At 41.8% G+C, this 13,123-nt stretch carries 14 protein-coding genes; 1 reads left to right on the forward strand and 13 read right to left on the reverse strand.

Annotation, left to right across the window (positions count from 1 at the left end; translation table 11 throughout):
* Nucleotides 1-50: 50 nt before the first annotated feature.
* The 8 genes from GQF01_RS04435 to GQF01_RS04470 form a co-directional block, all read right to left on the reverse strand.
* Complete coding sequence (locus GQF01_RS04435) at nucleotides 51-251, reverse strand: hypothetical protein (RefSeq protein ID WP_161405657.1); 201 nt, start codon at nucleotides 249-251, stop codon at nucleotides 51-53.
* The gene (locus GQF01_RS04440; protein WP_161405658.1) at nucleotides 248-1,339 is read right to left on the reverse strand and encodes a GerAB/ArcD/ProY family transporter; all 1,092 of its coding nucleotides are present in this window, start codon (nucleotides 1,337-1,339) and stop codon (nucleotides 248-250) included. The genes GQF01_RS04435 and GQF01_RS04440 overlap by 4 nt, the downstream gene beginning before the upstream one ends.
* 10 nt (nucleotides 1,340-1,349) lie before the next feature.
* Nucleotides 1,350-2,465, reverse strand: a complete 1,116-nt coding sequence (locus GQF01_RS04445) for a Ger(x)C family spore germination protein (protein WP_161405659.1) — start codon at nucleotides 2,463-2,465, stop codon at nucleotides 1,350-1,352.
* Between the two features lie 14 nt (nucleotides 2,466-2,479).
* Nucleotides 2,480-3,904 carry a spore germination protein gene (locus GQF01_RS04450; protein WP_161405660.1) on the reverse strand — a complete coding sequence of 475 codons (1,425 nt, stop codon included), beginning with the start codon at nucleotides 3,902-3,904 and terminating at the stop codon, nucleotides 2,480-2,482.
* A 132-nt stretch (nucleotides 3,905-4,036) separates the two neighbouring features.
* On the reverse strand, nucleotides 4,037-5,179 hold the full coding sequence (locus GQF01_RS04455) for an acyltransferase domain-containing protein (protein WP_161405661.1): 1,143 nt from the start codon (nucleotides 5,177-5,179) through the stop codon (nucleotides 4,037-4,039).
* 98 nt (nucleotides 5,180-5,277) lie between these two features.
* Nucleotides 5,278-6,522 carry a DUF4153 domain-containing protein gene (locus GQF01_RS04460; RefSeq protein WP_161405662.1) on the reverse strand — a complete coding sequence of 415 codons (1,245 nt, stop codon included), beginning with the start codon at nucleotides 6,520-6,522 and terminating at the stop codon, nucleotides 5,278-5,280.
* Nucleotides 6,512-6,751, reverse strand: coding sequence for a helix-turn-helix domain-containing protein (locus GQF01_RS04465; protein WP_161405663.1), 240 nt, complete (start codon nucleotides 6,749-6,751; stop codon nucleotides 6,512-6,514). The genes GQF01_RS04460 and GQF01_RS04465 overlap by 11 nt, the downstream gene beginning before the upstream one ends.
* A 10-nt stretch (nucleotides 6,752-6,761) precedes the next feature.
* Nucleotides 6,762-7,244 (reverse strand): DUF2975 domain-containing protein, encoded by a 483-nt coding sequence (locus GQF01_RS04470; RefSeq protein ID WP_161405664.1) that lies wholly within the window; start codon nucleotides 7,242-7,244, stop codon nucleotides 6,762-6,764.
* A gap of 228 nt (nucleotides 7,245-7,472) precedes the next feature.
* On the opposite strand from GQF01_RS04470, the gene GQF01_RS04475 reads away from it, so the two are divergent.
* Entirely contained in the window at nucleotides 7,473-8,573 is a 1,101-nt protein-coding gene (locus GQF01_RS04475; RefSeq protein ID WP_161405665.1) for a GerAB/ArcD/ProY family transporter, read from the forward strand.
* A 3-nt stretch (nucleotides 8,574-8,576) separates the two neighbouring features.
* Here GQF01_RS04475 and GQF01_RS04480 read toward each other — a convergent pair whose 3' ends face one another.
* The 5 genes from GQF01_RS04480 to GQF01_RS04500 form a co-directional block, all read right to left on the reverse strand.
* Nucleotides 8,577-8,807 (reverse strand): hypothetical protein, encoded by a 231-nt coding sequence (locus GQF01_RS04480; RefSeq protein WP_161405666.1) that lies wholly within the window; start codon nucleotides 8,805-8,807, stop codon nucleotides 8,577-8,579.
* Nucleotides 8,808-8,818: 11 nt separating this feature from the next.
* On the reverse strand, nucleotides 8,819-9,967 hold the full coding sequence (locus GQF01_RS04485) for a Ger(x)C family spore germination protein (protein WP_161405667.1): 1,149 nt from the start codon (nucleotides 9,965-9,967) through the stop codon (nucleotides 8,819-8,821).
* 42 nt (nucleotides 9,968-10,009) lie between these two features.
* Nucleotides 10,010-11,491, reverse strand: a complete 1,482-nt coding sequence (locus GQF01_RS04490; RefSeq protein ID WP_235958922.1) for a spore germination protein — start codon at nucleotides 11,489-11,491, stop codon at nucleotides 10,010-10,012.
* A gap of 198 nt (nucleotides 11,492-11,689) precedes the next feature.
* The gene (locus tag GQF01_RS04495) at nucleotides 11,690-12,469 is read right to left on the reverse strand and encodes a pirin family protein (RefSeq protein ID WP_161405669.1); all 780 of its coding nucleotides are present in this window, start codon (nucleotides 12,467-12,469) and stop codon (nucleotides 11,690-11,692) included.
* Between the two features lie 126 nt (nucleotides 12,470-12,595).
* Nucleotides 12,596-13,096, reverse strand: coding sequence for a MarR family winged helix-turn-helix transcriptional regulator (locus tag GQF01_RS04500; RefSeq protein WP_161405670.1), 501 nt, complete (start codon nucleotides 13,094-13,096; stop codon nucleotides 12,596-12,598).
* Nucleotides 13,097-13,123 lie beyond the last annotated feature (27 nt).

Consider the following 13,123-nt stretch of genomic DNA (forward strand, 5'->3'; position numbering starts at 1 on the left):
CTCCGTAGTTGAATTTCATACTCTCTCACGCAAGGGAGCAGGTTTTATTTTTAATGTATGCTATCAATCATCCAGCCAATTGCTCTGTTCAGATCAAGAGGAGAATGGATAACAATGCTTGCCCACAGCACGAAGCCAATACACGTAATGATTGCGAATGCCCATACTTCTCTGGCATGCATGCGCAGATAACGCAAGATTAGGAATCCGACAGCCAAAAAGGCAATAAACGTTGCAACGAGACCAATCATATAGCACTTTCACCTCTTCCTCTACGCATCCAAGTAAACACCAGCATTAGAATGGGAAAACCGAGACCGAACGGAATATAATAGATAAACAAATAGTCATGAATCCACAATGCATTCTCAGCGATGTTCGAGAACAATAGCGAATAAGCGGAGATGAATGCGATCAAAGGGAAAGCAACGACTGCACGACTTCGGATGGTGAACACTTGGCAAATAGCCGTTACGGCAAAGTAATAAATTGCGCTCAATTTTACAAATACAACTAATAGCATGTTCATGGAAATGATGGATTCAAGATGCTCAATAAAGCTGGAAAACTCCATCTCACGAAATATCGTATACTTCGGATAAAGTAGATGGGATGACCTGTAAACACCTAGAATGCCAATCGCGAAAAAAACAGAGAGTGCGATCTGAATGCCTCCAAAGAGCGTCCCGCCTAGCACGGCTAATTTCAACTTTGATCGAACCAATGGGAAAATCATCATACAAGCAACAGTCTCCATGAAAGGAAATCCAAGGGCATATTTGGTTTCAACAAGCGTTTGCCAAAAATGAAAGTCTGTAGGAATATGAAAATTACGCCACTCCCATTCGTTCAACATAACCGTATAAGGAAGCCAGAAGGAAATGGATATGTAGGGTACGATAAAGATACTAACGAGTGATATCGATCTTATTCCTTTCACTACCGCGTAAGCGCACACCACAAGGGTCATAAGATGAAATACCGTTTGAGGTGTCCTAGGCATCATCGTCACATGTAAATAATCACTTACATTTCTCGTTACCCACGCAGCAATCTGGAGAAAGAAAATAATATAGCAGACGGAGATCAACCCGCCTGCATATTTACCAAATAGTTTGTTCAATATTTGCACAAGAGAAAGACCCGGATGTTTGCCAGAAATGTAAATCCATACAGTCCCCACAAGAACACCAAAAGCCGCACCCCATAAATGAACAATCCATCCATATTGCTTTGCATCTGCGATCGTGGCGTTTGGCAGCATGATAAAGGTAGTCCCCACGATAAAACATGTCACCACACAAAACATTTGGAATGGGCTTAATGAAGTTTGTTCCAACGTAATTCTCCTATTCATACGGTGTAATAGTGTTTCCTAGAAAGGTAAGCTTAGAACGGATTTCAAATTCGACATGGATATCTTTCCACCTGTTTCGGCCTTGATCCGTGTCACCGATTCCAAGCATGTCCCAGTCTTTCTTCAAAGCGAAACTTACGAACTCTTCGCACTTCTTTTGGAATGAGCTGTTAAATGCTTGTTCGATTTCACTAATGTTTTGGACGGTTAACTTTTTATCCTGCTCATTGTTAATCATGCCCATTTTGGTATACATGCGAATTTGAAGTTTATCCTTCGTTACCCATTTCCGCTTGACTTGAATATCACGGATCTCTACCGCAACGGTTTCGCCATTTACTTTAAACGATTCTTGTTTCCGGTTCGCATATCCGTTTAAAACATAATACTGGTTTTTGATATCATCGCTGATTTTCCCGACCATCTTAGCCCCAATAAATACGGCTCCCCCACTAAATTTTAAACTCTGCTTCGTAGCATTGATGTCTTCCAGACGATCCGATAATGAAGCTGAAGTATCCCCTGTATACTGAATCATGGGTATGATGGTCGGTCTGCTAAATGGGATACCTGCAACAATATCCTTCATCCTCGTTGGCAGCTTGTTAATTCCCAGTCTTCTAGCATGCCAATCCAATAATAAACGGATATTTCTCCCTGGAACCCTGTCTAGAAGGGTGAAGGTATTAATCACTTTGGAAACGGGATCTTCCGACACAATCGCATAAACATTCGTTCGGCGTTCCTTATAATTTTCCAAATAATTAGCCATTTTAAATAAGCCTTCTCTCGCCATACGCTCTGATACGACATAACACTGCAGATGCGAGGTATACAAATTTCTGGACATGACCGCGCCAGTTTGTTCCAGCGTACGCCCCATGATTGGGGATGATGTCTCATAGGTATATACAGCTGCTTTAGACGGCCCAGATCTACGGGCTTCAATGCTGGGTGGATTGAGAACTTGATAAAAGGCATGGAATATTCCGTCCTCATCCTGGTCTATAGCGATCATATCTACGATTGCAAGTTGGTTAATTTCTTTCATGTCCCAGCAGCCTGAACATACAAGTAAGCCGGATAAAAGAATCAGAAGTTTTTTCATCCTATCGAATCACCTTACCCATTCCCCTTGCTTCGATGACGTTTCATTAACGGCCGATTAATACGGATAAAGGTGTCTTTCCAATTCGATAACTTAAGCGGTGCAACCGGCGAAAAATACGGAACGTCCATGGAGCGAAGGGATACCAAGTGGATGAGCAGGACAAACACGCCGCACATGATCCCAAAAAAACCTAAAATGCCGGCTAAAAACATAAAAACAAATTGAATGAGCCGCTGTGCAATGCCAAACCCATAATTCGGAGCAACGAAATTAGCAATAGCGGTTAACGATACGACAATGACCATGGCAGCCGACACGATCCCTGCCTCTACCGCAGCTTGACCAAGCACCAATGCGCCCACAATGGATATCGCTTGACCGGATATTCTTGGCATGCGTAGTCCGGCTTCCCGAAGAACTTCAAATATAACCATCATCCCGAAAGCTTCTACTACACCTGGGAAGGGCACTCCTTCCCTTTGCGAGGACAGGTTAGCGAGCATCGACGAGGGGAGCATTTCTTGATGATAGCTTGCCAGGGAAATAAATAAGGCAGGTGTAAAAACAGATATAACAAAAGCCAACATACGGAGCCAGCGTAATAAGGTTGCAATATCAGCTCGTTGGTAGTAGTCCTCTGACGTGGAAAATGACTGAAAAAACGTAATTGGCCCTGCTAAAACATTAGGTGTCCCGTCCGTAATAATGGCAGCTTGTCCCTCGAGCAATCTTGCAACGATGGCATCTGGCCTTTCTGATGACATGAATTGAGGAAAAGGAGTCAGGGTCTTATCCTGAATAAATTCTTCCACATAGGAACTTTCGAGAATGCTATCCGTTCGGATGGCCATCAGCCTTCTCCGAAATTCCTCAATTAATGCAGGGTCAGCAATGCCGCTCATATAGAGGAAGCAAATTGTTGTATTCGTTTCGGTGCCAATCAACATCTCCTCAATCACCAATTTATCGCTCTTGAGGCGCTTGCGAATGAGCGAAACATTGCGCCAGCAATCCTCCACGAAGCCTTCACGCGGTCCCCGGACGACAGATTCTGTTTCTGGCTCTGTTATACTGCGGATTTCTTGTTTACAGACACTTATGGATACTGCCTGTCCTCCGGGCAAAGCCACAATACATTGCCCTTTGAGCAATTCTTTAACGCAAGTATCCGCTCCGCTCACTTCTTTAATATCCGCTTGTTTGAATGCTGCTAGTAACCAATGAAAGGGATCTTGGTCAACCATGAGCGGGAAATACGGCGTCAAAATGCCAGATATGACCAATTTATCGATCTGCTTTTGATCTGTTATCGTATTCAAATACATGCAGGTCACTTCGATTTGATCCTGAACCGTGTATGTTTTTATCACAAGATCAGGTGAATCGTTCAGTCTTCCTCGAATGATTGCCGAGAAACTTGGTAGGTGTTGATCCATCCAGAATCCCCCTTCTTTAGCTAAGGTTCCCTATCCCCATTTCTTCCATTCATAAATTCCCAGATATGAAAAAGGAGTACCGACAGTAGTCAGTACTCCTTTTCATATCTGATTCTATAGCAAGATGGCCTATCATTTCTTATAGGTTACTGATCCAAAATCACCGCAAATATCAAGAAAGATCCCATTCATATCAAAGATCTCTTTATCTTCTTCTAAGTAAGTAAGAACTTGTTTCCTTAATGATGTGTCAGGTTGGGCATCTTTTACTTCCGTTAATTCATTAAACACGAAATTCCATAGGAAACGTACTGAACCCGCGGTCGGATACAGGTAGAATTGCTCCTGGAACTTGATGATATTACTGGTTGGCGGCAGCATCTCCCGAAGTTGGGGAGTAAAGAGCCATGTATGACAAACCATACCTTTGTACTGGACATCCGGAAAATAGGCGGCATAAAATTCCTTCGCTTTTGAATAGGTGTCTTTGATTGATTCCATATTAAAAGCAGTATCTCTTGGAATGTGGATTTCAAGCAAAGTATCATCCTTGTCTAGGACTTTTTCCCATTCGTCCCTTTTAAGCTTTACTTGGTCCTGCGAGCCTTTACCAATAGGAGTAATCGGATGGCCAATGAAATATTGTTCCGTTTCCTCATATTTCGTCACAAACCCATCGGAAGTTTTCTCTTTTTTGCAAACACCCTGCATATCACCGTTTGCTCTTAATTCCATTCCTTCGCCACATAAGAGGACAAAGCTTTCTTCCTTGGCATTATAAAAGCCTTTGACGACTCCAGAAAATTTGGTAGCTATAAATTGCATACCGCCAATCCGAAACATTCTGGCTTCTATATGCCTCCAGATCCAACTGAAATTTCTAATCGCATAGTAGCCCACAAGATTATAGGCATTTTGTACCCAGACCCCGATATCCCTTAAGGTTTCTACAAATAACTCTTCACTTAGTCCCCACTCGGCATACTTCTGCTTCGCTAGAGGCAGTCTCTGTAATGCTGCATGCAGATAAAACAGGGAAGCTTCTTGACCGAAGGTTTCTTCTACGTAAGGATGAATAGTCAATGGTTCCCAAACTGTCGTCCAGTGACCACTTTCTATATTTTGTTTGTAAAAGTCCATATAAATATCTAAAAGTTTTTGATCATTGTTCAATTTATTGGCGATGTTCACCAATATTTCGGTAGCCCCTTCAGGCATTAGAATTTTCCTACAGTAATGCTGTGTTACGTCTTGTGACAATAATAAAAATTCCATGGTTGTACACCTCTCCTATTAAACAGGCTATTAACTAACAAGTTTACAGCATGCAAGAGGTTACTCGCAATAAAATCTGATGTGGATGAAGTCTTCAACTAGAAAAACAGAGGAAACGTAAAGGCAACGAAAGCTGCCCACAGTCCGTAGATCGGCAAATACTTGGTTACGGCGTCCTGTATCGCGGAAAGTCCTGTTTTATTTTGCAGAAAACGCAGATACGAAATCATAATCCATATCAGATTAGCCCAGACAAGGATGTTTACTCCAAGAACAGCAATCCTGTTGGGCGTAATCCCGTACGAAGAAAGCCTGAACACGATGGCAGATAAAGCCACACTGTCAATGATAAGCGCAAGGATAATTAGCGCAAAATTGATATAATCAGAAATGCTCTTTCTCTCTTCTTTGCCACTCTCCGTAATCGAGAATATGGTGACAGTCAAAACAATGAGGAGTACACCATTAAAGGATAAGAGAAAATCACGATCCATGAATGGATTTTTCCCAACCCAAATCACCGTTCCAAGATAGGCTAACAACGTGACCAATACAAGAGGACTGAAAATTTTGGCAATATAAGGCGCAATGTTTTTAGCAAGCTTGAGATTTCTTGACACCAGGTATGCAGCCACGATGGCGAGCGCTGCTGCACCAAACAGCACGACGTTTCTAAAATAGAACTCCGCTATATCCAAACCCACAAATCGAAATAACTGCATCGTTAACGCGGTTAGCACTCCTCCGCTGATTGCCATAATGGCGTAGAGTATGCCGAATTCCCCATTAAACTTGAGAAAGGCTAATCTTGAACTTCCTTTGCCAAATTCATTTCCAGTAAAAGCTAGCCCTACTAATATCCATAAGAAAATGGGAAGGTGTATATAAGCCAAGATAATACTGTCCTTTTGCTCAAGTGGCAGCAAATTAAGATAAACTCCCGAGATGATGAATAACGCAGCAAGAATGAAAAGAATACTTTTTCTAGGGAACTTATTGGTTACAAAATAAGCGGCCACAAAAGGAAGAATACCAAAAACTATGTTCAAATGAGCGATAGATTGCTGTTCGGCAAACTGAAAAATAATTCTGGTGACTAGCCCAGCCAGAATGGCCAAAATGCCCATGGATAAGAAATCCTTTTGAAACAACGATGCTTTCACTGTATTCGTAGATTCCTTGAAATTCAGCCTCTCAAACCAAATGGCAAGAACCTGTGAATCGGGGTTTAGTTCCCAAGCCTGCGAGAAGGAATTTCTGAAAGCTTCAGGATCTTTTCTATACATTCTCTCCAACTCATGAGGGTTTGCCAAATTTTTGATTACAAAATTGCTAATCTCCATGTGAGTCCTCCTCTGCCATGTCGCCCGTATCTTGATATTCTAAAATGTCGCCAGGCTGACAGTCTAAAGCTTTACAAATCGCCTCTAAGGTTGAGAACCGAATCGCTTTGGCCTTTCCATTCTTCAGTATGGAGAGATTAGCCATTGTGATGCCCACCCGCTCCGTAAGTTCGGTTACGCTCATTTTTCTTTTTGCCAACATCACGTCTATATGAATAATAATCGCCATAGGGTTCACCTCAGACCGTCAAATCATTTTCAGATTTTATATCGATAGCTTCTTTCAAAAGCTTCTGGAGAACAGCTGCAAAAACCGCAATGACCATGGAAGCAAAAATCATGACCAATCCGATCACAATGATGCCTGGTGCGTCGTCTTTCTCTGCTACGAGATAGAAAAGCGGCAAACCAATCGCGTACAAGCCACTGAATACCATTGCACAGTATTTGATGATCTTAAGAGCTTGAACAGAAAATTCAGAGAAAGCCTTGCTCTTGTCGATGTAGCCTAATAGTTTAAACGCTTGATACAGAGCAAAGTAAAATGGGACTGCCGTTGCATACAAATCGATTGAAACTAAATATTTCAAATAAGCATGATCAGGATATAATTCTACGGCATAACTCGCTATCTTTGGCACCAAAAATATGCACAATGCCAGCACTGGAATTCCAATCAGAATTAAGACAATCTTTAAAAAAAGCGTTGATCCCCGTTTCATAACTTGCACCTCACTTCGTTATTTTCGTTTCTTAATTTACCATATAATTTATCGTTTTTCAATAAATAATTACTGAATATAGCTATATTTTTATTCTTAAATTAGATTCATCGATGAGTTAATAGAAAAAGAGCACTCCTCCATGCAAGGAAATGCTCTTGTCCTTTACTTATTTATTACAGGTTACAGGGGAATACTGGAAAGATCTGATTTGCAAGGAGATCACCCATGGAGTCGACTGAAAAAATAACAGGAACTCAATTAAGCTTAATGATTTTTTCTTTTATAGCGCCGACAGTTATTCTTGTCATACCAGGTTTGATGGCATCACTTTCGAAGCAAGATGCCTGGATAACGATTTTTCCTGCGATTATGGTCGGAGCATTAAGTATTTGGGTCATGACTACTTTATCGACACGCTACCCAGGCCAAACGATTATTCAATACAGCTGCCATATCATTGGTAAATGGCCTGGCAAATGCTTAGGGCTTTATTATATATATTACTGGCTTAATTTTGATTTCATCATTCTGAATCAACATATACAGTTTATTAATACGGTTCTGCTCATGAGAACTCCATCCATCGTTATCAGTCTAACGTTGGCAGTCTTATGCGGGATAGCCGTTTATATGGGGATCGAAGCTATCGCAAGATGTAATGAGTCTCTCTCCTTGCTCATTCTTGTTTTATTGATTCCTCTCTTGGTCCTCATGCTCACTGAGTCAGATCCTGAGCGGCTCCGTCCCATACTGAGCAAAGGAATCGTTCCCGTCCTTCAAGGGTCCTTTTTCCCGACTGCTTACTTAAGTCAATTTTTCATATTGGGATGGCTTATTCCGTTTTTGAATCAACCGAAGAAAGCAACCAAAGCTTCATTCGTTTCGTTGTTTACCATCTCTGGCCTTCTCGCCATTACCATTTTGCCGCTAATTATGGTCTTTGGGCCGTTGACGAAAAAATTGACATTTCCAGTCCTAAGTGTCATTCAGTATATTGGTTTGAAAGGAAGCTTTGAGCGCTTAGAGGCTTTGGCGGTAGCGATATGGGTGATGGGGTGTTTTATTAAAATATCAGTGACGTTTTTTGTCATCTGTCTAAGCTTAGGTCATCTTTTTAACATTAAAAATTATAAGGACTTTATCATCCCTATAACGATTATGTCAGTGTTCGGTTCGATTTCAGTCTTTGTCAATTATTCGACTGACTTGTCAAACTATCTTAATTTTACATATCCTAGTTATGCCTTATTTTCACATTTATTATTGCCCCTAGCCTTGCTCATGATTGATACAACGAAGAGGCGCTTGAAGAAGTTCATGCGTTAGCATTCAATTTTTCAGAAAAAATTTGCCAATCGGCTGAAAGATCATATTCAAAGGAACTGTCGTGCTTGAAATATCAATATGAGCAAGCATGAAAGTGCCTAGGATTGTGCATATCCCCATTAAGCAACTATATATACCAGCCACTTTCGGCTGGTTTTTCTTTAGAAATGTCTGAACTTTATAGAAAGTCCAGCCGAGCATCACAATAATAAGAATCGCTATTTGTAAGATCATTCATAAATCTCCTATTCATAGAAGGAAGAATGTACCATTCCCGCTCCATTTAGCTTTAAATGAACTTCAACCGATATATCTGCCTCAGCAAATTGCGTGTCCCATTCATTCTTCAAAAGTGCCCATTTGTCAGGACTATTCTTATAAATTTCTTGTCCGAAACCCACGCTATCCACTTTGTATTTCTTTTGGATTTTGGCTAGAAAATCTTGAACTTGTTTCTTGGCCGTATCTTCTAGCGTCTTCTTAATAAGTTTCAGATTGTTCGGATCATTGATATCCAAGGCAGTCGTATTCTCGACCAAACTTCCTTGACCTTCCAATTTGATTTTAAAATGTACCGAGTCCTGTTCCGTTTGCGTAATGATTTTACCTTTGGTGTGGATTAACATCATCCCAACATCCCCGGAAACATGCGGTAAATTGGTCGTGATTCTGCCGAACTTCAGCTTATCTGTCACCCACATAAACGCTAAGGTTTCATCTCCATCCAAAAAACCAGATAGTTTATAATCTTTAAAGAAAGCAGTTCCTGCAACTCTATATATTTGCTTATGGCTCTGAATGGCGCCGAGCTCAGGTTCAATTAGGCCTACAACAGGATGAACCCCTTCACTATCGGATGAAATAAAAAAGTCTCGTAAGGTTACCGCTACATCATCTCCCGAAAGTTGTAATTCTTTGGACACTTCACTTGGAATTTGTTTTAAAAGGGACTCCATCTTCCTCTCGTTCTTCCCATCGCCGTCTTTTACAACCATGATATAGGCCTTCAAACGATTTCTTGGGTCATGCGTAAAGATGTCCAATAAATCCTCAGTTCCATGTCTCGCCAAGCGTTCACTAATAAACACTACGCTGCGGTGAGAGTAAAACAAACTATGCGAGCTTTTCTTCTGCAGCTTTTGATGGACTTCGTTCCCTGTTTTTCCTTCTGCGAAAATAACATAAGAATTTTGATTATTACTGCTCTCTCCTCCACTCATTCCACCTTTGGAAGAGGTAGGCGCTGCGATTTGCAGATAACAGATGATGTTCCCGTTCTCCGCCAGGTCTAGGCCAGTAGCCGTAACAAAGGCAATATCATTCATTTCCATACGATCCCAACACCCGCTAATGAAGATGAGGATTAGAAGAATCATGTATTTTGGTATTCTCATCTCATGCCCCCCAATCGGTGTATCTCCTTAACCTCAGAATTGTTAATTCTGCTCCCCCTCTTGATTAGGCCTAAGTGAAGGGCGGAATTTGGCCCAAATCGGTATCCGGATTAGGACATCCTTCAAAGCCGCAAGCTTAAACGGAGCAACAGGCGAAAAATAAAGACTCCCGAAGGAACGAAGGTTGGTTACATGCAGCATAATGGCTAGAAGTCCTAGAACAATGCCATAAAGGCCTAGCGTTCCAGCTAAGAATAACATCGGAAAACGAAGCAAACGGATCCCATTGGCAAAGCTGTACCGCGGTATCGTAAATGCGGAGATCCCCGTAATGGACACGATAATGACGACAGGAGCAGAGATGAATCCTGCTTGAACTGCGGCTTGACCAATGACTAAACCACCAACAATAGAGATAGCTTGGCCAATCTGTTTAGGCAGACGAATGCCAGCTTCTCTTAGAGCTTCGAAGATAATTTCAATTAATAGAGCTTCAATCATCGCTGGAAAAGGAACGGCATCCCGTGAAGAGGCAATGCTCAACACGAGATTCGTGGGGATCATCTCCTGGTGGTAAGTCGTAATAGCTACGTACATGGCGGGCGCAAATATGGCAAAAATGATAAAGAGGAATCGTATCCAACGAACAAACGTAGCGATTGGCCACCGAATATAATAATCTTCACTCGCCTGGAGTCCTGTCCAGAATGTCATTGGTACCACGATTACAAAAGGGGTTGTGTCAACAAGAATGGCTACTTTGCCTTCAAGTAATTCCGCAACCACGACATCTGGGCGTTCTGTGCTGTGGACTTGGGGAAATGGCGAATACGGTTGATCCTCAATAAACTCTTCGATATACCCTGAGTCTAGGACACCATCCAGTTTTATTGGCTTCAATCTTGCTTTGACTTCGTCAACAACGGTTTCGAGTGCGATCCCTTTTAGATAGGTAATGGCGATTCGAGTCTTGGAAAGCTCGCCTAGGGTAATATATTCAATTTTGAGCTTTGAAGTTTTGAGTCTGGATCGTATCAAGCTAACATTAGTAGAAATATCTTCAATGAACCCATCCCTTGGACCGCGAATAACGGGCTCGGATGACGCTTCGTCAATGCTTCTCTTGGATGTACCTAGAATTGATACTGTTGTCACAATACTACTGTCCATCGTAAGAATAGCAGCATGACCTTCGAGGATGTTAGAAATGACTTCAGATACCTTTGTCGTGCTACTCGTGGTACCAATAGAGATCATCTCACTTTTCAGATCCCCAAATTCCTTCGGATAGGTATCACTGGTTACGCTCGTTAACAGTGGTTTAATAACATTCTCTTCAAGTGTTTTCTTGTCGATTAAGTTATCTATGTAAACAATGAGCCAATGCATGTTCTGGTTAACATCGATCCTTCTGTATGCCAGGTCAGCACAATCCTGAAATGTTTCTTGCAGCAACTTTTCGTTTTGCTCGATATCTGCTGTGAATTGGGTATGATTGTCTTCCTCCAGCAAACGATTTTGCATACTAGGAGGATATTTGTGTGTATTGAATTTCCCTATTTTTAACCAGCCCATGCAAGATCCTCCTAGTTAGCACAATCAATGCTATTATTCCGAATCGAGCCAAACCTATACGAAATGTCCATACAGAGCGGTTAGCAGTAAACGGCAGTAAACAAAAAAAAGGACAGAGCAACATCGCTGTTACTCCGTCCCTTATTCTTATCTTGCTTTATTATACAAAGGATATTCGACATTCGTCGGAATTTCAATAATAAACATTCGGAGCTTCTCACCCTCAGCGCGAACATTCACTTCTACTTCATCTTCTCCTTCAGCTTGAACGATGGAAAAGTCTTTATTTGTAAACGAAACACGATTATCGTCTGTCGTCCATAAGGAACCTTTCTCACCGCGAAATGCTAATGCTGCGAATGTGCGGTTTGGCATTAGCCGGTGAACGTAAGTTGCCCCAACTTCAACTTCAATATCGTACATCTTTACATCTGTTACGAGTTTCTGAATCGGAGAACCTTCCCCTACTATCGTCTTCACGCTTATACCCTCCTGCGAAATACGGGGGAACTCTCCGCTATGGAAGAAGGTATATATCGGTTTGCGATTCAGTGCGTCATTGAGATAGGGTTCCAGCCAGATTTGAAAGCCTTCAAACCCCGAGGTGACGTTCTCAGCGTGCTGCATGCCCGAACCTGTTTGCATTAATTGAACATCACCAGATTCAAGCGTACTCTCCGTGCCGAGTGTGTCGCGGTGAGTACCTTTACCGCTGATACCGTAAGAAAGAATCTCAAAGCCTTTGTGAGGGTGAAAGCCGATTCCGCCTTCTTTCAGCGCGTGCCCCCATGACCAATAAAAAAGAGGGCCAAGCCGAACGGTGGTAGCTCCTTGACCAGAAAATCCTAATGGTTTCTGGGCGAAAATTTTCCCTCCGTCGAATGCTTCTTTTCCTTGAAATTCTGGTCCAAGAACTTGAATGTTCATTCTCATCACTCCCTATCTATCGTATTCATATATATTATATTATTATATATAATAATACTAGGATATATTTTTGCCAAATGAAAAGGTGACCCCCATTCCTTCTGGAGAGAGAGTCACCTTTTTACATCATGCTAATGGATCTGAGTCATTCTCAGTCTCATTTTCCTTTGCATCACTTTGACGATTCTTGATCCCATACCCGATTTTCTTAAGCAGCGTAATGAGCTCGAGCTTCTCTTCATCCGTCACAAAGGACAAATTGTCAGAGATCGCTTGTACATGATGCGGGAAAATCGTGTCAAAGTAGCTCCTTCCTTCTCCGGTCAAAGCCACATTGACTTTGCGGCGATCACCCGGGATTGGAAGACGTTCTACGTAACCCTTCTTCTCAAGCTTATCTACCACATACGTGATACTCCCACTTGGAATGGAGAAGGTGTCACTGATTTTCTGTATAGGGTGCGGACCTTTATTGTATAGAAACTCAAGAATTTGGAAAGTTTCGATACTCAGGTCATAGCTATCAATGCTGCGCTCCATACTGCCGTACAATTCTTTTACCATGTTTCTTATAACGCGGATTAGCCTTAAATCTAGCTCTTTGCCCTCATGATCACGTTCAGTCATCCTTCAACCACCTTATCTTGCTTTCTT

It is taken from the genome of Paenibacillus silvestris (assembly GCF_009882985.1).
GTDB lineage: Bacteria > Bacillota > Bacilli > Paenibacillales > NBRC-103111 > Paenibacillus_E > Paenibacillus_E silvestris.